The 19,627-nt window shown below is 39.3% G+C and carries 20 protein-coding genes; 15 read left to right on the top strand and 5 right to left on the bottom strand.

The features are described from left to right. Nucleotides 1-19: 19 nt before the first annotated feature. Nucleotides 20-403, bottom strand: a complete 384-nt coding sequence (locus ACYSNO_RS08530) for a DUF2712 domain-containing protein (RefSeq protein WP_461730656.1) — start codon at nt 401-403, stop codon at nt 20-22. A gap of 386 nt (nt 404-789) precedes the next feature. On the opposite strand from ACYSNO_RS08530, the gene ACYSNO_RS08525 reads away from it, so the two are divergent. The 3 genes from ACYSNO_RS08525 to ACYSNO_RS08515 all read left to right on the top strand — a co-directional run bounded on the left by ACYSNO_RS08525 (nt 790) and on the right by ACYSNO_RS08515 (nt 4,532). Continuing rightward, a complete protein-coding gene (locus tag ACYSNO_RS08525) occupies nt 790-2,097 on the top strand; it encodes a sensor histidine kinase (protein ID WP_461730655.1) in 1,308 nt (435 codons plus the stop codon). Beyond that, a complete protein-coding gene (locus tag ACYSNO_RS08520; protein ID WP_461730654.1) occupies nt 2,091-2,819 on the top strand; it encodes a LytR/AlgR family response regulator transcription factor in 729 nt (242 codons plus the stop codon). The genes ACYSNO_RS08525 and ACYSNO_RS08520 overlap by 7 nt, the downstream gene beginning before the upstream one ends. Nucleotides 2,820-3,863: 1,044 nt before the next feature. Next, the gene (locus ACYSNO_RS08515; protein ID WP_461730653.1) at nt 3,864-4,532 is read left to right on the top strand and encodes a helix-turn-helix domain-containing protein; all 669 of its coding nucleotides are present in this window, start codon (nt 3,864-3,866) and stop codon (nt 4,530-4,532) included. A 41-nt stretch (nt 4,533-4,573) separates the two neighbouring features. Here ACYSNO_RS08515 and ACYSNO_RS08510 read toward each other — a convergent pair whose 3' ends face one another. Next, nucleotides 4,574-7,174, bottom strand: a complete 2,601-nt coding sequence (locus ACYSNO_RS08510; RefSeq protein WP_461730652.1) for a YfhO family protein — start codon at nt 7,172-7,174, stop codon at nt 4,574-4,576. Between the two features lie 219 nt (nt 7,175-7,393). Beyond that, on the bottom strand, nt 7,394-8,191 hold the full coding sequence (locus ACYSNO_RS08505; RefSeq protein ID WP_461730651.1) for a hypothetical protein: 798 nt from the start codon (nt 8,189-8,191) through the stop codon (nt 7,394-7,396). A gap of 188 nt (nt 8,192-8,379) precedes the next feature. Here ACYSNO_RS08505 and ACYSNO_RS08500 point away from each other — a divergent pair, with 188 nt between their 5' ends. From ACYSNO_RS08500 to ACYSNO_RS08480, 5 genes are all read left to right on the top strand, one after another. Then, on the top strand, nt 8,380-9,693 hold the full coding sequence (locus ACYSNO_RS08500) for a GHKL domain-containing protein (RefSeq protein ID WP_461730650.1): 1,314 nt from the start codon (nt 8,380-8,382) through the stop codon (nt 9,691-9,693). Next, on the top strand, nt 9,686-10,426 hold the full coding sequence (locus ACYSNO_RS08495) for a LytR/AlgR family response regulator transcription factor (RefSeq protein WP_461730649.1): 741 nt from the start codon (nt 9,686-9,688) through the stop codon (nt 10,424-10,426). Before ACYSNO_RS08500 ends, ACYSNO_RS08495 begins: the two co-directional genes overlap by 8 nt. A gap of 76 nt (nt 10,427-10,502) precedes the next feature. Next, nucleotides 10,503-10,715 carry a hypothetical protein gene (locus ACYSNO_RS08490; protein ID WP_461730648.1) on the top strand — a complete coding sequence of 71 codons (213 nt, stop codon included), beginning with the start codon at nt 10,503-10,505 and terminating at the stop codon, nt 10,713-10,715. Then, nucleotides 10,703-10,867 (top strand): hypothetical protein, encoded by a 165-nt coding sequence (locus ACYSNO_RS08485; protein ID WP_461730647.1) that lies wholly within the window; start codon nt 10,703-10,705, stop codon nt 10,865-10,867. Before ACYSNO_RS08490 ends, ACYSNO_RS08485 begins: the two co-directional genes overlap by 13 nt. An 18-nt stretch (nt 10,868-10,885) precedes the next feature. Further along, nucleotides 10,886-11,170, top strand: a complete 285-nt coding sequence (locus ACYSNO_RS08480; protein WP_461730646.1) for a hypothetical protein — start codon at nt 10,886-10,888, stop codon at nt 11,168-11,170. Between the two features lie 121 nt (nt 11,171-11,291). Here the strand turns inward: ACYSNO_RS08480 and rpmB are convergent, their stop codons facing one another. After that, the gene (gene rpmB, locus ACYSNO_RS08475; RefSeq protein WP_461730645.1) at nt 11,292-11,480 is read right to left on the bottom strand and encodes a 50S ribosomal protein L28; all 189 of its coding nucleotides are present in this window, start codon (nt 11,478-11,480) and stop codon (nt 11,292-11,294) included. Between the two features lie 271 nt (nt 11,481-11,751). Between rpmB and ACYSNO_RS08470 the strand changes: the two genes are divergently transcribed. The 6 genes from ACYSNO_RS08470 (at nt 11,752) to ACYSNO_RS08445 (ending at nt 18,015) form a co-directional block, all read left to right on the top strand. After that, nucleotides 11,752-12,114, top strand: coding sequence for an Asp23/Gls24 family envelope stress response protein (locus tag ACYSNO_RS08470; protein ID WP_461730644.1), 363 nt, complete (start codon nt 11,752-11,754; stop codon nt 12,112-12,114). Between the two features lie 46 nt (nt 12,115-12,160). Further along, nucleotides 12,161-13,825 (top strand): DAK2 domain-containing protein, encoded by a 1,665-nt coding sequence (locus tag ACYSNO_RS08465; protein ID WP_461730643.1) that lies wholly within the window; start codon nt 12,161-12,163, stop codon nt 13,823-13,825. Between the two features lie 76 nt (nt 13,826-13,901). After that, nucleotides 13,902-15,938, top strand: a complete 2,037-nt coding sequence (recG, locus tag ACYSNO_RS08460; RefSeq protein WP_461730642.1) for an ATP-dependent DNA helicase RecG — start codon at nt 13,902-13,904, stop codon at nt 15,936-15,938. Nucleotides 15,939-15,988: 50 nt separating this feature from the next. Then, a complete protein-coding gene (gene plsX, locus ACYSNO_RS08455) occupies nt 15,989-16,990 on the top strand; it encodes a phosphate acyltransferase PlsX (protein ID WP_461730641.1) in 1,002 nt (333 codons plus the stop codon). Between the two features lie 133 nt (nt 16,991-17,123). Next, nucleotides 17,124-17,366, top strand: a complete 243-nt coding sequence (gene acpP / locus ACYSNO_RS08450) for an acyl carrier protein (RefSeq protein ID WP_461730640.1) — start codon at nt 17,124-17,126, stop codon at nt 17,364-17,366. Between the two features lie 91 nt (nt 17,367-17,457). Further along, complete coding sequence (locus tag ACYSNO_RS08445; RefSeq protein ID WP_461730639.1) at nt 17,458-18,015, top strand: nucleotidyltransferase family protein; 558 nt, start codon at nt 17,458-17,460, stop codon at nt 18,013-18,015. A 118-nt stretch (nt 18,016-18,133) separates the two neighbouring features. On the opposite strand, the gene ACYSNO_RS08440 is transcribed toward ACYSNO_RS08445, so the two are convergent. Next, nucleotides 18,134-18,715: a hypothetical protein gene (locus ACYSNO_RS08440; RefSeq protein WP_461730638.1), complete on the bottom strand. Its 582-nt coding sequence runs from the start codon at nt 18,713-18,715 to the stop codon at nt 18,134-18,136. A 209-nt stretch (nt 18,716-18,924) separates the two neighbouring features. Between ACYSNO_RS08440 and rnc the strand changes: the two genes are divergently transcribed. Then, entirely contained in the window at nt 18,925-19,617 is a 693-nt protein-coding gene (gene rnc, locus ACYSNO_RS08435) for a ribonuclease III (protein ID WP_461730637.1), read from the top strand. Nucleotides 19,618-19,627: the final 10 nt, after the last annotated feature.

Below are 19,627 nucleotides of genomic sequence, written 5' to 3'. Positions count from 1 at the left end.
ATATAGGAGCTTTAAAATATTAATACGAGTTATCAGCGCTCCAAGAGCCAGAAACTGCATATGATTTAGCATTAAAGTTATTGTTTTCTACAGTGATGTTATGCCAAGTTGATTTTGTATATCCTGCCCCTTTGTGACTAGCATAGTAGACGCTACCACCTTGTTTAACATTTACGCCATTTGATGTATTGGTTGTTGAATTTTGTAATTCCATCCACATAGTTGTTAGAGTCCCTTTACCTTCGCCACTTTGAATTAATTTTGCAGCGAAGTCATTATCAGGATAAGAAACCATTTCGACGTTATAAAGATCTTTTCCATTAGGTTTGCTGTTTGCAGATGTTGCGGGTGTTTGTATATTGTAATTTGTCCATGCATCGACTCCCTGTAATCCTACAAACATTGATCATCCCATAACCCCTAGTGCTAATGAACCCATTAACTTTTTACTAAACATTTTTATTCCTCTTTTCATTTTTATTATCAGGTACTTATCAAATCAAGAATCTGATGATTTGTAGTATAGGCCTTTTTAAAAGTAAAGATACCCCTATTACCTGAACGGTCAGAAACGATACCTAAACGGTTAAATTTGTTGCTTGATCTTAAATGAATGGTCCATCTTAAGAATCATTTTGCATTCCAAACGAAATCTCTTCTCCCTCCTGTCCCTTATCTTTTATTTGTAGGATGTTATTACGGGTCACTTTAATCAAAATGAGCAATACTTGCTGAACTGAATGTGATATAATGACAACAAAAATATCGCATAAGAAAGAAGCGAATCAGATGTTTTACGTAATTGATACATTGAATATCATTGATCCATTTTTAGCTTTTGTCGTATTCGATCGTCTATCATTAAAAAGTAGAAAAAACAGTTTGGGGGCCACCTTATTATTGCTCCTTGTGATTTACTTACAAATTAAATTAATCATACCTGTTGTTTCAGAACTTTTTTTTGTCGTGTTTTTAGTGTCCTTATCTTATATGAACCGACGGGATCAATCGATAGGAATTACTTTGTTTCATTTTGTTCTGGCCTTTGGTTTGTTTAAATTAAATAATTTTCTATTTTATCCAAGAGATATCTTATTATTTCTAGCGCTAGAAGCGACGGCTTGGCAAGTTATGTTCTACGTCGGTGTAACCGTCACTCTAAGTGTTTGTCTCAGTTTGTTGTTTCGAAAATATGTGCTGTCGAAAATGCAATTACATTTGAAACAATGGTTGGGGCATTTTTTATTCTTAGGAATATTAAGTCTGCAAGCGATTCTTCTTTATCATTATCTCTTAAAAATTCCAACTGGGATGGAAAAAGGGGTATTAGTTGAGTTGGCTATTTCTCTTTTAATGCTACTAATAGGAATATTTAGTTTGAGCATCTTTATTTTCTCAAGTAATCAAAAGTTAGCTTTTGAAATAAAAGAAAAAAAAACGGAACAACAGATGATGAAACTTTATATGGAAGAAATGAACAAGAAAAACCAAGTTATTCGTCAATTTAAGCATGATTATTTGAATATTTTAACTACTTTGGAAGGGCATCTCGAAACAGGCGAGGTGACTGCATTAAAAAACTATTATGAACAAGAGATTCAACCTACAAGGCAATTACTTCATACAGATAACACCCGGTTAATGGACTTACATAAAATTGAACAAGCAGGTCTACGTAGTTTATTAACTGCAAAAATTTTACTAGCTCAAGAAAAGGGAATTCCAGTTCATTTAGAAATTGAAGAAATAAACTGGCGAATGAAAGTAAATGAGATTACTTTCATTCGTATCGTTGGTATTCTACTGGATAATGCGATTGAAGAATTAGAAGAATTGGGGCAAGGAAGGCTCGAAGTGGCGCTTTTTTTAAAGCAAAAGGAGATCCATTTGCTAATTCGTAATACGGCTCGAACGATGATTGAACCATTCTATCAATTAAAAGAGTCGGGATTCTCAACAAAAGGTGAAGGTCGAGGGTTAGGACTTTCTACTGTTGAAACTCTAGTGAATCAATCGACAGAATTTTTTCTAGAAACAACGATTGACCAAAACTACTTCATACAAAATTTGACGATTATAGGGGAAAACGCATGTTAGAGGTTTTTATTTGTGAGGACAACTTGGTGCAAAGAGAAAATTTGGAACAGTTGGTTCAAAATGTTATTCGATTAAATGATTGGGAGATGACATTGCGCTTGAGTACGGGAGACCCGTTTGAAATTTTGGCTTATTTAGAAGAACGGCCGCAAACACAAGGAGTCTATTTTTTAGACATCAATCTTAACACTGAAATAAATGGGATTCAATTGGGGGCAGCCATTCGTAATGATCATCCCTATGCGAAAATTATCTTTATCACAACACATGATGAGTTTGTTCCCTTGACCTTTCAATATAAAATCGAAGCAATGGATTATCTTATGAAAGAAGCATTAGAAGAAATCAACTATCGAGTAACTGAGGCTTTACGACAAGCTTATAAGCATCATTTGGCGATGCACCAGTCTGTGGTTGAACGTATTCGTTTTGAAATTGGACACCAAGTCCGATTTGTTGACTGCGCTGAAGTAATGTTTATTGAGACTGCTCCAGAGAATTCGCATAAATTGATTTTACATTTGAAAAATAGCAGGGTCAGTTTTCTTGGTAATTTAAAAGAAATCGAACAATTATCCACTTCTTTTTATCGGGTACATAAATCTTTTGTTGCGAATAAACGTAGTATTAGTGAAATCGATCGAATGAAGCGCGAATTGATTTTTGAGAATGGTGAGAGATGTTTTGTTGGTAGGCGACAATTAAGGCAATTGAGTGATTGATGATAGGTGTTACGGTTCTTGATTTTTTTACGAATGTTTGTCTGCTAATGCTTGATCCATTTTAATTCCGAATACAAGTATTTTGAAAATAGTGGTCTAATCTACGAAACTTTTCTTGCTGTTCAAATACATATTTGGAGATTTATATGAATCCGATAGTTGATATTTCAGAAAAGCAATTCGTATATGAGCCTCATACAAGGACTTATAGCAATAAAGACAACATTGTGATAATCACCGTTAACTATTTAACTACTTTTGAAGTTTAAACTGCATAAGTTTACACTGAAACTCCAGAGACTTTAGTCGATAGGAAAGTAGATAATTTTTACTTGTTCGTGGTATGACACTACTTGTCTCCCTATTCTTGAAAACTCATAAAGTATTGAAGGGGTTTTAATGAATAAAGGATATATTCTTAAATCAGTGATATTGATTATTTTATCGATAGGAACTATCTACTATTTTAGTGCAACACCGTTATCTATGGTGTCCTAGAGCTCCATTTTTATATTATTATTATTAACCACAATGCTAGTTTTTTAAAAAATATCGAACGATTTTTCAAATGGTGATGGATCGATCAATCGTCAGTATTATGACTACTATTTCTATTGACCTTATCTATTCATTGTTCAAAAATGGATTTTAAAATTTCTAAGAATCTAACTGCTTACATGTCGGTAAAAGACTGAGTGTAAACAGTTAGGCTCTTTTTTTATGAGGTCATTTATCAATGGTGCAGGGTACCAAAAATATAAAAAAGGAGACTTAGTTGCATTGAAATTCAAAGTAAGTCAAAATAGAAGTTCCTTTAAGATTGGATTTCGTCGAGTCTATTCGAACGGATTTCAGGTGTTTGTTTCGTGATATAGATAAAAAAGCAGTGGTAAAACTTGCCAATACTAGAAAATAAAGATCTTTAAAAACGTTGATTTATCAACATGTGTAGAATGTTATCAGTCCAAAATAGCCCTTGTTAGGAAGGTTATCTAGTCTTATTCTGGCAAGAGGGGTATGGTGAATTTGAAAGGAGAAGCAACAATGAAAATAGGAATGAAGATTAAGGAATTACGAAGTGAAAAAACATTCACACAAGAGATTTTGGCTGAGAAATTGCAAGTATCGCGTTCAACGATTTCTAGTTGGGAGACGGGAAGAAGTTATCCTGATTTACAGATGGTCGTCGATATTTGTGATTTATTCGAAGTTTCTTTGGATGATTTATTGAGGGAGGACACACAAATGGTTAAAAAATTGACGTTTGATTATCGCTTGAAAAAGTTCTTAATTGGTGTTGTAGTGGTGGCAGTTTTATTCGTAGGAAATTTCTTTCTTTCAAGTTTTACTATAGAAGCAAGTGGAAAAGGAATCGTAGTCGAGGAAGTCAACGTAATTAGAGATGGGAGTTATGCAGGTGGCGATAGTGAACGTGATTGGAACACGATGATACGCAGCGATGTCCGTTCGAAAAATCCATTTTTTATGCCCTTAGCCGATGATTTTTTACTGCAAAGTGATGGTGAAAAATTAAATGGAACAGTCTACGGGTCCTTTAATTTCTTCAATTTATTTAAGCAAAGAAAAGTTAGGCTCCATCAATCCGTTTTAGTAGAAGAAAAGGTGCTGAGTGATCAACTGACCGTCTTGCTAAATGGGGAAAAAATGAACAAAAAAGCGCTGTTTGTTTCGGAGATTAATCAAAAAAATTAAAAGAAGTGTGCCTTCTCAAAAAAAGAGAAAGCGTACTTCTTTTATTTGTTCTTTTTCCGAATAGGTAAAAGCTTTTGCCAATAAAGAAAGAGACTGAGACAAACAATAAAAAGAATTGCCCCTAAACGTAAACCTTGTGGCAAGAAACGCAAGACAATTTGATTCGTACCTGCCGCAAGCGGGATGCTGACGAAGCCGCCTTGAAAGGCTTCGATGGCAACTTTCTTGCCATTGACTTTGGCGCTCCAACCTTTGTCATAAGGAATGGTTGTCACGAGTTGTCGATCTTCATCAACCGTTACGCTACCTTTGACTTGCCGTTTGCCAACTGTTAGATTGGCGCCTTGTTCTTGAAGGGTGGTCATTGTTCGTTGATAGGCTAGCGTATCTAAGGTTAGCACTTGTGGGTTTTGGAATGCGATTTCAGCTGTTCCATAAAAACTGGCGGTAAATTGAAAAGTCGTCGCATGCTCATAGTAACCAAGCGGATAGTATTGCCCATTAATATTCACTTGGGTCTTTCGTTCTTCGCCGTTGACAGTGACTGTCACGGTCGAACTCTCAAGTTTTCCAAAATTTGTTGGATAAAGGCTAAGGTAAGCTTGACTATTGGCTGGAACATGTACTTCCCAAGTAATTTCTTTTGCAAGGTTCGGGCTTACTTCTGTAAAGGTTGTCTGGTTACCGGATGTATGAATCGTCGTGTTTTGTTGGTCAATCACGGTTAATGGTTGAAATTCAAAGAAATTTTCTTCCAAACCGGTTAAGTGGTTCATCAAGTTTTGTTGATTGCCTAGGTTATCATTTTCGATCACTTCTAAATTAGAAGCCTCTTTTGGTGCAGTAAAAGCGAGTGGCAAGGCATAGGCATTTTCGTAAAGTTGGTAGGGACCTTGTTTTCCAATCTTCGTGAAACCAAATTTATCAAGAGTTGTTTTGGAAATATTGTACTTGAGCCCTAAGAAGCTATCCATCAATAGCGTATTATTGGGGTAGCGGATATTTAAATTGGTTCCACGCGAACGAAAGCCCAGTTCATTTAGGTAGCCAGATGAATTTCGATTACGAATGGAAGAAAAGAGCCCCACACCGCTATACCCGTAGTTTAACCCATCGTTGGCTGATACGGGGTCGAGATTTTCTAAGCGGTAAAAAGGTTCCTTTTTCTTTGTCGTCTGTTGGACAAGTTGTTTGATTGGCTGATAAGGTTCTGTATAGAGACTACGCGAAGCATAATTCCAATCATTTAAAATTCCTTGCAGCATGCCATGTGTATTTAGGACCATTTCAATAGAAACAAAAAGCAAGAGAAAGAGACTGAAGCGTTTGAGTGTAAATAATTTTAATTGGTAAAAACTAAATAAAAGTAGATAAACAATCAAAAAGACAATGGTTAAAATAAACGAAGGAATCGTCAAGTAAGTATAGGTCTCTTTTTGAATGAAGCCGTACGCGAGACTAAAAGCGACGATAACCGTTAAGAGTAGTCCAAGCATTTGTCCGTGATCTTCTTTTCGGAATTGTTCCCAGCCGTAACCCGCGACCATCAAGACTAAAAAGGATAGCAAGAAGGCGTAACGGAATAAGAACATGTTTGGCGCATGCATGCCATGCCAAAATAAATTCAGAGGCACGAGATAGAAACTGGCAATTAAAATAACAAACAATGAAAGAAAGACCAGCTTATCTTTCCAATGGATGTGTTTTGAAACAAAGTAAAGTAAAACGAAAACTAGTGGTAAAAGGCCTGCATAAATAAATGGAATCGAACCATATTTTGTTGTATCATAGACGCCAATCATGTTTTTTACAAAAAAATCGAGTGGCCCGGTAGCGGCTGTTTTTAGTTTTGTAATTTCACTGAGTGTTTCCCCATTTGAACGTAAGTCAAGAAACATGGGTAGAATCATGACCATTGAAGCACCACCGGCTAAAAGTGATGTTCCAAGGTAAGGGAAAATCTGAGACTTCGTTGTCCCCCAGTGCGCAAAGACTCGAAAAAAGAAGTACAGAAAAGAAAAGATGCCGATCATAAAACCCATATAATAATTTGATAAGAATAAGAGCAAGTAGCTAACAAATAAAAGTGTTGGCTTTTTCTTTTCTAAGAGACGATCGATCCCCCAAATGACAAGCGGCAAGTAAATCAATGCATCTAACCACATAATTAATTCGGAATGTGCGGTAGCAAAAGACATGAGCGCGTAACACACGGCTAAAATGACATGATGCCAAGCTGGAATTTTAAAGGTGTGTTTCGCATAGAACCAAAAAGCCAATCCTGCACTGCCAATCTTAATTAAAGTTAAGAAGTAAAGGGCGTCTGGCATCCATTGGTTTGGGAAAAGGAGCACAAGAGGGGTGAAAAACCCACCAAGGTAATAAGATGTGAGCGCCCAATAGTTTAGACCAAGGGAAGCATTCCAAGTGTAAAAAAAACTTTGTTTGCCAAGAAGTGCATTGCGATAGCTCGCATGAAAATTTGAAAATTGGGAAAAGGCATCACTGGCTAAAACACTTCGGCTGCTTCCAGGAAAAATCCCCATGGTTAAATATAAAAGTGCCATGATGCCAAGTGGGATAAAAAAACTGGCCAGCAGATAGCGGCGATGTAAGTAAAAGAAATATTTGAAGCCTTGCAAAAAAATTCCTCCTTCGTTGTGTTTTTCCTTGATACTAGTTTACCACAGAGTCTTAGGACCCGAGAAGCCAAACTGAAAAAAAGAACAGGTAAGCAAGCCTCGTCAAAAACGCCAAACGCTTTCTGCTTTGGACGCTGGCCGTCTTTGACGAGGCCGCGAGTGCGCACCCCTTTGTTTCTAGTTGGTAAAGGAGTCGAGCAGAAAAAGCCATCGCTTGGTTCAAGTGGTACGCGTTGAACGTTGAAGCGGGACTTCTTGGTCATTTTTATCGTAAATTTTCACTGGCTGTGACGATTCTGTGAGTGCTGCCACTTGTGCTTGCAAGGCAGCCTTTGTTTCAGGTGCTTGAATGCTGCGAATTAAGGAATGAATGAATTGTAATTCTTCTTGTGTGTGCGCCTTTGCAGCAAGAAGGCGATTGGTCGTTTCGATTGCATGGGCTTGTTCGAAAACAAGCGTTAAACCATTCAGTACCCATTGCTTCCAGTTACTTTCCTGTGTAACAAAAACTTCCAAGAGTGCTTTTTCTATCCGTTCGACCTCGATGGTGGTAATGGTGGCTTTCAAGGGTAATTGGGAATCAAAGGTCGTGCCATTAAAGGCGAGTCGGGTTGGATCTTCAAAGAGTTGATTCAGTGCTTGTTGGATGTCCCATTTTTGTTGAATGGTTGTTAGCATGTCTTGTGCATCATCTACCGAGCGATTCCAATTAGTTTTCAAATGATACGCTTCGATGATTTTTTGATTTTCTTGTCGTAATTGATCGAGCGTTGCTTGAAGTGCTTCAAGTGTCGTTGCTGAAAGATTGGAAACAAGGTAGCCGGTATCATCCATGCAAGCCAGAATCTGTTGATAAACTTCCCCTTTTGAAGTAACCGCTTTTTGATTGTTCTCAAGTTTCATGAGTGCGTCGTTCCTTTGTTCGAGCCTACGTTTTTCAAACTGTTGGTAAGCGAACAAGCCAATCAGTAGACAGGCGATTAAACAAGTAAAAGCCCAAATTTTTGTTCGTTTCATCGTCTCTTCCCTCATTCCCCTGCTTTCATTTTCTTTATTATAAAGCGAAAATGATCCTAAAAACCATTTGCGTCTTCAACGTGCAAAAACTTGACGTCAACGCCAAACATTTCAGAAAAATTCGCTTCTACTCATGGAATCATGGTATAATTCGAACTAAATTCGAGTTGTAGAAAGGATTTTTCGTAGTGTTTTATTTAATGGCGATTTCAGATATTATTCAAACGTTTTTATCATTTAGTGTCCTAGATAAACTATCCTTAAAAAAGAAAAAGAATGGCATCTTGGCTCTTTTTATTTTGTTTTTAGTCAGTAGTGTCCATTTGAATTTACGTTTGGCAACAATGAATGAATTGGTGTTAAGTGTCTTACTGTTGGCCTTTTCTTTCATGAATCATCGGCAGCAACCGATGGGTTTGACGCTCTTTCATTTATCTTTGGCTTTTATAATTCAAAAAACAGTGAAGGTCCTTGCCTTGCCACGTTTTGTGTTAATTTATTTAGCAACAGAAGCCAATCTATTTATGATGCTTTGTTACTTCTTATTTACCATCATGCTCGTGGTCGGTTTGAGTCTAAAGGTTCAGCGCCATCTTTGTCTGAGGATCTCCCGAAGGAAAAAACAAAACATTGGCTACTTCTTGTTTATGTTACTCTTTATGTCTCAAATTTATTCTTTGTACCAATACATCCTAATGAGTCCAGCAGAAACCCAATTTGGGACCTTAATTAAGATGTTTGTCGTTTTGTCGATTTTTATGGTAACGGTAGGTGGCATGAGTTTGTATGTCTTAGCCAACAATCAAAAGCTCGCGTTTGAGACACGCGAAAAAGCCATTGAGCAAGAAGCCATGCAATTGTATATTACTGAAATTAGTAAGCAAAACCAAGAAATTCAAAAGTTCCGCCATGACTATATGAATATTTTGTCTTCTTTAGAAGGTTATTTAGAACAAGGAGATTTAGAGGCGCTTACGACTTATTACCGAGAAACAATTCAACCGACCCGTTCGCTGTTTCTCGCACAAACGTCACGCTTAAATGACTTACAAAAAATTGAAAATCTAGGCATTCGTAGCGTGTTCATGGCGAAACTCTTACTCGCACAAGAAAAAGGCATGCAAGTTCAGCTAGAAGTCGAAGGTCCCATCGTTTTTTCGCCTAAATTGAATGAATTGATGTTTATTCGAGTCTTAGGAATTTTACTGGATAACGCATTAGAAGAATTGGAAGAACTAGGTCAAGGCACGTTAACCTGTGCCATATTTACTTGTGGGGTGGATACGATGGTGCTGATTCAAAACACGGTGCGAAAAACAATTGAGCCTTTATACCAGTTGAAAGAACAAGGATTTTCAACGAAGGGCGAGCAACGTGGTTATGGCTTATCGACAGTCAATGACTGGGTGAATCAGTCGGAAAACCTTCTTTTAGAAACGCAAATTTACCAAGGAACTTTTTTACAAAAAATTACTTTGTTGGGAGAAGATATCAGTGATTGATGTTTTTATTTGCGAGGACCAAGCGAGTCAACGTCATCAATTGGAACGCATGATTGAACGTTACCTTTTTATTGAATCGCTAGAGATGCGTTTAACCTTGAGCACGGCCGATCCTTATGAGCTCTTAGCGTATTTGGAAAAATACCCGTCAACGATTGGTGTCTATTTCTTAGACATTGATCTGTCGTCTGATATGAATGGCCTCCAACTAGGGGCAAAAATCCGGAACTTGTGTGTGGATGGCAAAATTATTTTTATTACGACCCATCAGGAATGGCTGCCTTTAACTTTTGAGTATAAGGTCGAAGCGATGGATTATATTTTAAAAGACGAGCCAAACCACATTGCAAGGCGAGTCACAGAAGCCCTTGAACAAGCTCGTAAGCATTATACTTCAGAAAATAAAGACAACCGCGAGCGAATTCGAATTGAAGTAGGGCACCAAGTCCGTCTCTTTGATTTAGAAGAAGTGCTGTTTTTTGAAACTTCCTTGAACTCTCATAAGTTGATTTTACACTTAACACATGGGTCCTTGGAGTTTTATGGGCGCTTAGCTGAAGTCGAACAACTTTCAGATGCTTTTTTACGGGTACATAAGTCCTATGTCGTCAATCAAAAAAATATCACGCAAATTGACCGCAAGCAACGACGTGTCATCTTTAAAAATGGGGAAACTTGTGTCGCATCGACGCGTCAAATCAAGCCACTTGAGCGAGCGCTCAAGATGAAATAAGCAACGTTTGGGGAAAAAATGGTTTCTTCGGTCTTTTTTCGGGTAGAATAAAAAGAAAAAGGTCGAGGTGTTCGAAATGAAAAAAATCGTCTTGTTCAGTTTATGTTTCAGCGTCCTAGTTGGCAGTCCAATCGTTGGCTATGCAGAGGTACTTGAGGCACAAGAAGTGCAAAGAGCTGCGTACATCCCTTTTGATTTTATCAGTTACCCACCCAAAACGTATCGTGGCATGGTTTTGGTTCGTGTGGATAAGAAGAAAAAAGGAGGTTACGTTGGTTGGTACGTGTAGTCCGTTGGTTTTTGTATGGCATCACGACAATCTTTATCTTGCTTTCTGTTTTTGGGACAATCAATGAGCGGTATCAGTTTATTTCTTTGATTGGAGGCATCCTTTGCCTAGTGATTCTAATGTTTATGGTCGCCTTCGAAAAAAACGAATAGGGGAAAGGAAGTGGACGAATGAAAAAAGCGAGTCAATTCAAAGGGATCGTTTTTCTTGTACTACTCGGTGGCTTTATTTATCGGCACTTGCTTCATCCTCTAGGCTTGGCACCGGTCTTTGTAAGAAGTTTGTGGATTGTTGCCTGGGCCCTTTTGCTTATTTATGAAGAAGTCAAGCAGGGGCTTGCGTCGCAAAGAACTCGTGACGTACGGTCGTTGGTTATTGACCGAGGGCTCTTAGGTCTTGTCACTGTCGAAGCTCTCCATGTATGTGTGGCACTGTTGACTTTTGGTTTTCGGTAAAAAGAAAAAAAGCCTCGCCCTGATTCATCTATTCGATTAGACGAATCGGGGCGAGGCTTTTTTGGGCAAACAAAAAACCGCTTCTAGACAGAAACGGTTGTCAATGTCGGATCAATTTGAATTAAACGCGTTCGATTTTACCTGATTTCAAAGCGCGAGCAGATACCCAAACTTTTTTAGGTGTACCGTCGATCATTACGCGAACTTTTTGTAAGTTCGGTTTAACTGTACGTTTTGAAGCGTTCATTGCGTGCGAACGGTTATTTCCACTTCTTGTCTTACGACCAGTGAAGTAACATACTTTAGACATTATTGATTTCCTCCTTTGCCTTGTTTCTGTTGGAGCGCGATATTTTCAGCTCATACTAAAATAATTTAACATAAAAGGGAATGAATTGCAAGCATTTTTCGACCTTCCTCCCTGACTTTTCGATGAGAAAAAGTGATTTTTTCCTCGACGAACGATAATAAATCCGTTAGAATTCAGAAATAACAAGGACTCCTTCTTTTCTTTACTCGGGCGCTATGTTAAAATATTAGAGATAGAAATAAGACCATTTGTCTGTTAAGGAGGCTTTATTATGGCAGTTAAAATTCAAACATCATCTGGCTTAATCGAAATATCCAACGAAGTGATTGCAACGGTTGTTGGGGGTGCCGCAACCGACGTTTTTGGCATCGTTGGTATGGCAAGTAAAAATCAAATTAAAGATAATATCAATGAAATTTTACGTAAAGAAAATTATGCACGCGGCGTGGTCGTTCGTCAAGAAGAGAATGAAATTGCGGTGGACGTGTATACGATTGTGAGTTACGGGACGAAAATTTCGGAAGTATCACGCAACGTCCAAGAAAAAGTAAAGTATAATCTTGATTCAATGTTAGGTGTAACGGCAAACTCTGTGAATGTATTTGTTCAAGGTGTGCGAGTGTTACCAGATTAGAGGCGAAAACCGTTTATAGCGGTTCATTTTTAAGGAGGATTTATCAGTGGAAGTAACGAATATTCGTGGCAGTCAGTTCCAAGAAATGGTACAGGCTGGTGCCGATCGTCTACAAGAGCATGCAGAGTATGTCAACTCATTAAACGTGTTTCCTGTTCCAGATGGCGATACAGGAACAAATATGAATTTATCAATGATTAGTGGTGCAAAAGCGGTGAGCGATTCAACATCTGAAAAAGTTGGCGAACTCGCAACGCATTTATCAAAAGGATTACTAATGGGTGCGCGTGGGAATTCAGGTGTCATTTTATCTCAATTATTCCGTGGCTTTGCTAAACAGATTCCAGAAGTGGATACTTTAACAGGGAAAGAATTAGCAGCTGCCTTCACCCATGGTGTGGACACGGCTTATAAAGCAGTCATGAAACCAGTGGAAGGGACCATTTTAACAGTTGCCCGTGTAGCAGCAGAATTTGGAGAACGAAAAGCAGCAGAGACAGAAGACTGTGTTGCCGTCATGACGGCGGTTGTAAGCGGAGCGACAAAAGCACTAGCGAAAACACCTGATTTATTACCTGTGTTAAAAGAAGTCGGAGTCGTTGACAGTGGGGGACAAGGGTTACTCTTTATTTATGAAGGCTTTTTGAGTGTTTTAAATGGCGAATACAAGCCAGAAAACAACTTCCAAACGCCGGCTGCAATGGATGAGATGATTCACGCAGAACATCATCGGAGTGTGCACAACCATGTAGCAACGGAAGACATTACTTTTGGTTACTGTACGGAAATCATGGTGAAAATTGGGGAAGGTCCAACGGTTGATAGTAAATTCGACTACGACACTTTCCGTAATTACTTAAATGAATTAGGAGACTCTTTATTAGTCGTAAATGATGATGAAATCATTAAAGTACACGTCCATACCGAGCATCCTGGAGAAGTCATGAATTATGGTCAAAAATTTGGTTCGCTCATGAAAATTAAAGTTGATAATATGCGTATGCAACATGAGACTTTAGTCGAACATGATGGCGCACCAACGAAAAAACCACGTGTTCCTTACGCAATTATTGCGATTGCAGCAGGTAATGGTGTGCAAGAACTCTTTAAGAGTCTAGGTGCAAGTTATGTCATTAGTGGCGGACAAACGATGAATCCAAGTACAGAAGATATCTTAAAAGCCATTGATGCAGTGAATGCAGACCAAGTCATTCTTCTACCAAACAACAAAAACATCTTCATGGCTGCCGACCAAGCCGCAGAAGTGGCAGAAATCCCTGTAGTGGTAGTGCCAAGTCAGACGATTTCTCAAGGAATGACGGCTATGCTGGCATTCAATGAACAAGCCAACTTAGCAGAGAACAAGGCAGCGATGATTGAAATGCTAGAAAGCGTGGTAAGTGGATCGATGACACATGCGATTCGTGATACTGCGATTGATGGCATCGAGATTACAAAAGGTGATTTCTTAGGAATGATTGATGGGAAAATTGTGGTTTCTAAAACCGATGCTTTTGAAGTGGCGCTTGAAACCTTAGCGCAAATGATCGATTCGGAAACAGAAATCGTGACGATCATCATTGGAGAAGAAGGCACGCAAGCGCAAGCGGAAAAAATGGCGGATGCCTTGCTCGCGCAAAACGATGCCCTTGAAGTCGAGATTCACCATGGGGACCAACCGGTATATCCCTACCTTTTTGCGACAGAATAAAAACAACAAAATAAGAGGAAAGCTTGGTGCGAACATTTTGTTTGTTCCAGGCTTTTTTTGAAGAAAGAAGGGGATTTTGGTGAGTATCAAAGATTCTGTCACCCACTTAAGTGGCGTTGGCGCCAAACGAGCAGAAAATTTAGCAACTTTAGGAATTGAAAGGATTGAAGATTTACTTGGGCATTATCCTTTTCGCTATGAAGACATTAAGGAAAGAAAGCTTGGTGACATTCAAGATCAAGAAAAAGTGACGATAAAAGGCTTGGTTGTCTCGCCAGCGGTTGTCAGCCGTTTTGGTTATAAAAAATCCCGACTACAATTTCGAATGATGCAAGAACACGATGTTTTTGCGGTTTCTTTTTTTAATCAACCTTATCTCAAGGAGAAAGTGGTTGTTTCTGAAGAAATTGCAGTTTATGGGAAGTGGGATGCCAAACGAAAAAGTTTAACTGGAATGAAAATTCTTGCGCCCAAACAAGAAGAAGCGTTTGCGCCGATTTATCATGTGAATAAATCAATCCGTCAGACAACACTCATCCCTTTAATTAAACAGGCCTTTGAACAATACGATGAAGAAATTGAGGAAAATCTTCCCTTATCGTTAATTGAGAAGTATCGTTTAATGTCGCGGCAGGCAGCGATGTATGCCATGCATTTTCCAAAAAATGCAGAGGAACACCACCAAGCGAAACGCCGAGTAGTTTTTGAAGAGTTTTTCTTGTTTCAAATGCAAATTCAAGGTTTAAAGCAAAAGGCACGTGCAAAAAGCAATGGGCTGTCCTTGGCCTATGACGTCGAAGCCTTAAAAAAATTCACCCAAAGTTTACCTTTTGAACTAACCGATGCGCAAAAACGCGTCACAAATGAAATTTGTCGAGATTTATTAAGTCCCAACCATATGCAACGATTGTTACAAGGCGATGTGGGGAGTGGGAAAACGGTCGTGGCGGCGATTGCACTATATGCGGCAATGACGGCTGGTTTTCAAGGAGCTCTGATGGTTCCCACTGAAATTTTGGCCCAACAACATATGGAGAGTTTGCTTCAACTCTTTGAAGGCTTTGAGTTGCAAGTGGCCTTGTTAACCGGTTCAACAAAAGTGAAAGAACGACGTGAAATCTTAGCGCGCCTAGCAAGTGGGGAATTAGATGTCGTTGTTGGTACCCATGCATTGATTCAAGCGGATGTTGAATTTTCACACCTGGGCTTAGTCATTACCGATGAACAACACCGTTTTGGCGTGAACCAGCGAAAAATCTTGCGCGAAAAAGGGCTAAAACCGGACGTGCTCTTTATGACCGCAACACCGATTCCTCGGACGCTAGCGATTACTGCTTATGGTGAAATGGATGTGTCCCTAATCGATGAGTTACCAGCAGGACGGATTCCAATTGAAACTCGTTGGGTACGGCCACCACAAATGCCACAAGTGCTTGAAGCGAGTTTAAATCGCCTCGGGCAAGGGCAACAAATGTATGTCATTTGTCCATTAATTGAAGAATCAGAAATGCTTGATGTTCAAAATGCTGTGGCCATTTATGAGGAGCTACAGGCTTTTTACGGAGAACAGTATCACGTAAGCCTTCTTCATGGAAAAATGAAGAACCAAGAAAAAGAAGAAATTATGGAAGCTTTCAAAAAGAACGAAAGTCAAATTCTAGTGTCAACGACAGTAATTGAAGTCGGAGTCAATGTTCCCAACGCCACCTTGATGTTAATCATTGACGCGGATCGTTTTGGCTTAGCACAGTTACATCAGCTACGCGGACGGGTAGGCCGTGGTGCGACGGCTTCCACCTGTATTTTAATTGCCAACCCTAAAAATGAAACTGGGAAAAAGCGGATGCAAATTATGACGGAAACCAATAATGGGTTTCTTTTGAGTGAAAAAGATTTGGAACTGCGCGGTCCAGGAGAGGTTTTTGGTGCCCGTCAATCGGGATTGCCTGAATTTGTCACGGCCGATCTAGTGGCAGATGGTCATATTTTAGAAGTTGCAAAACAAGAAGCAGAAACGATTTGGCAACAATCACATTGGGAGTTGTTACCTGACTACCAACCGCTCGTCACCTATTTAAAAACAGGTCAACAAGAAAAATCATTCTTTGACTAATTGAAATATGCTATACTGTTCTAGAAAAAGGAAAGGAAGTGCCAAGTTCGATGAGAATTGCGGTTGATGCAATGGGAGGAGACAACGCACCGAAGGCGATTGTAGAAGGTGTTTTATTGGCTCATCAAGAGTTCCCCGACATTGAATTCCAACTTTATGGAAAAGAAACAGAAATTCGAAGATATTTAAGTGGTGAAACGAATATTCGTGTGATTCATACGGATGAAAAAATTGACAGTGAGGACGAACCGGTTCGAGCAATTCGTCGTAAAAAACAAGCGTCGATGGTTTTGGCAGCACAAGCAGTAAAAAATGGGGAAGCAGATGCCATTTTTTCGGCTGGGAACACGGGCGCTTTACTTGCGGCGGGCTTGTTTATTGTTGGACGCATTAAAGGCATTGAACGTCCGGGATTACTTTCGACCATGCCAGTCATTGGGCGTACGACCGGCTTTGATATGCTCGATTTAGGTGCGAATGCGGACAATAAACCGGAACACTTAGTCCAATATGGTGTCTTAGGTTCTTTTTATGCCGCGAATGTGCGAGGGATTCAAAAACCTCGAGTTGGACTTTTAAACAATGGGACAGAAGAATCAAAAGGCAGCGAATTAACCAAGAAAGCGTTCGAGCTACTTTCTGAAGAAGCAAGCATTCATTTTATTGGTAACGTCGAAGCGCGGGATATTTTAAATGGGGTGGCCGATGTTGTCGTGACGGATGGTTTTACTGGCAATGCAGTGTTGAAATCCATTGAAGGAACCGCCTTAAATATCGTTGATTTATTAAAAACGTCTATTTTAGACTCAGGCCTCAAGGGAAAAGTCGGTGCTTTGTTATTAAAAGATGCTTTAAGAAATTTAAAACATGAAATGGATTATGCCAAGTATGGTGGAGCTGTTTTATTCGGACTCAAGGCTCCCGTTGTCAAAACACACGGTTCGACCGGTCCAGAAGCAGTGGCGACAACCATTCGCCAAATTCATACGATGTTAGAAACAGAAGTTGTTCAAAAACTCGTTGAGCAATTTGAAGCGGAAAAATCAGAATAAAGGTCATTTTTTTGTCTTTGATTTGTCATAAATGAAATAAATATGAAAAAAAGCTAGACAAAACGAAGATAAATCGCTAGAATTGTAATAGTTCTTTTTTTGACCTTGTTAAATACCGTGGAGGTGAGTACAATTGACGCGTGAAGAAGTATTTGCAAAAGTAGCAACAGTTATCGCAAATCATTTTGAAATTGATGCAGATAAAGTAACCGATACAATGAGAATTAAAGAGGATTTAAATGCTGACTCGATCAGTGTAATGGAATTTGTTTTAGAGTTGGAAGAAAACTTTGCAACGGAAATCTCAGATGAAGATGCAGAGCAAATTCAAACTGTGGGTGCAGCAGTTGATTATATTGTAGGCCATTTAGCGTAAATGAAAACAGGCAGTGAATGATTGGAAAGTCGTTCATTGTCTTCTTTTTTTACCCCAAAAAAGTCAAACCAATCGGAAAGAGGAAACAGACATGACTACTTATGAAGAGCAACTGAAGGAATGGATTGCAAAAGATGATCCACTTTATTCTCTGCTTGCTGCTGTGGAAAAATTGAATCTCAATGATGCTTGGATTTGTGCTGGAGCCATTCGGAATAAGGTTTGGGACATGCAGCATCAGCAGACAACCCCTTTAAACGACATTGATGTCATTTATTTTGATCCACAAGATGTTTCCTGGGAAAGAGAAAAGGAATTAGAAGAAGCGCTCAAAGGTCTCTTGCCCAATCAACCCTGGTCGGTCAAAAATCAAGCACGGATGCATGTGGTTGGAGGCTTTGTACCTTTTACGTCCTCGTATGATGGCGTTTCTCATTTTCCAGAAACCCCCACTGCTGTAGCTGCTCGAAGTCGTGACGGACAAATTGAAATCATGGCGCCGTATGGTTTGGAAGATCTATTTACCTTACAAGTTCGTCCAACACCTTATTATCAGGTAAATCGTGCGCAACATGCGATTTACCTTGATCGCACTCAAAAGAAAGCCTGGCAAGCGATCTGGCAAGACTTATCGATTCGCACCCAATAAGTCAAAAACTCGCACTAGGTAAGACAAGAAAGGGGAGAGGGGTGTTTTCCCTTTCTCCGTCACAGGCTCGTAAAGATACGAAGGAGCCGTGATCATTCTCACGGCTCCTTGGAAAAAGTTATTCTGGAAGAAAGGCATAGGACCACACGACGGCCACCTCTTCTGTTTTTAAGCTGTTAGGTAAATCAAAGGCTTCCTGAAAAAGTTCGGTTGAAAAACTCACCTGGCCTTGCTCATTCGTTGCGGGGGTTCCCTTATAAGCAAAGAAGTTTCCTTGTCTGGCTTGACTTTCTATGGTATTTGGACCGTAGACAAGAAACGATTCAGGATGAAAGGGGAAGGGGCTGCCAGTGGTGACTTCGCCATCCGAGAGCACTTGGAATATGAGTCGTGTCAAGTCTTCATCCGTCTTTTGCTCAACGATTAGTTCGCCAGTCTTATTGGCGATGGGGGCGGTTAAAACAACGGATTCGATCGCATCATGATTGGAGGAATAAATGGTTTCTGTGATGACCAGTTGCATCGGGTCTTCTGGAACTGAAAATTCAAAGCGACTGATGTTGGGATTTTTTGTGTCTGCGACAAAGGAAAAATCAAAGGTTGCTGCGTTCGTTTCGGATGAAGGCTGGGCTTCTTCTTGGCTGCAAGCGGTGAGAAAAAGACCAAGAAGAAGGAAAGGGAGGATCTTGAAGTATTTCATAAAAAGCACTCCTTTCTTTCTATTGTAACAATAATTTTCTTTATAAGCCAAAAAAAGATAGATTTGAATGCGTGGAAGCCAGCAAAAATTTGTCGCTTAAATGGTAAATTGCAAAGAAATCACTAGGAAAATGGGACTTATATTTCATAATTGATGAAAAACCATTATAATGAAGGCAGGTGCAACAAAGTAAGAAAGGAATGGAACAGATGGACCCACTTTTATTAAAGGAATTAAAAGAAAGATACCACCTCGTTTTTCATAATGAGGACTTATTAGAACAAGCCTTCACCCATTCATCTTATGTGAATGAGCATCGATACTTGCAACTATCTGATAATGAACGTTTAGAATTTTTGGGCGATGCGGTGTTAGAATTATTAGTTTCACAATTTTTGTATCGAGAATTTCCACAAGTACCAGAAGGGAAATTAACCAAATTACGAGCAGCGATTGTTTGCGAGGATAGTTTAGCTAAGTTTGCAAAAGAATGCCACTTTGACCAATACATTCGTTTAGGTAAAGGGGAAGAACATTCAGGTGGAAGAACACGGCCTGCGCTTTTATGTGATTTATTTGAAGCTTTTTTAGGGGCGCTTTATTTGGATCATAGCTTAGAAGCGGTCGATCAATTTTTAGCGAAAGTTGTTTTTCCAAAAATAACAGCAGGTGCTTTTTCACATGAGATGGATCATAAGACACGTTTACAAGAAATCTTACAGCGTGCGGGCGATGTTTCCATTGATTATTGTTTAGTGAAAGAAGAAGGTCCCGCCCATGAAAGAAGATTTTGGACGGAAGTGTCTTGCAATGGTGAGAAAATCGGTGAAGGATACGGAAAATCAAAAAAATTAGCAGAACAAGCAGCAGCGGCCAACGCTTTGATTGGGCTAGAGAAGTAAGTGAGGGAAA

This window comes from Enterococcus sp. LJL98, from assembly GCF_054871745.1.
The sequence above is the reverse complement of the archived record's forward strand: the minus strand, read 5'-3'. Positions and strand labels throughout refer to the sequence as shown.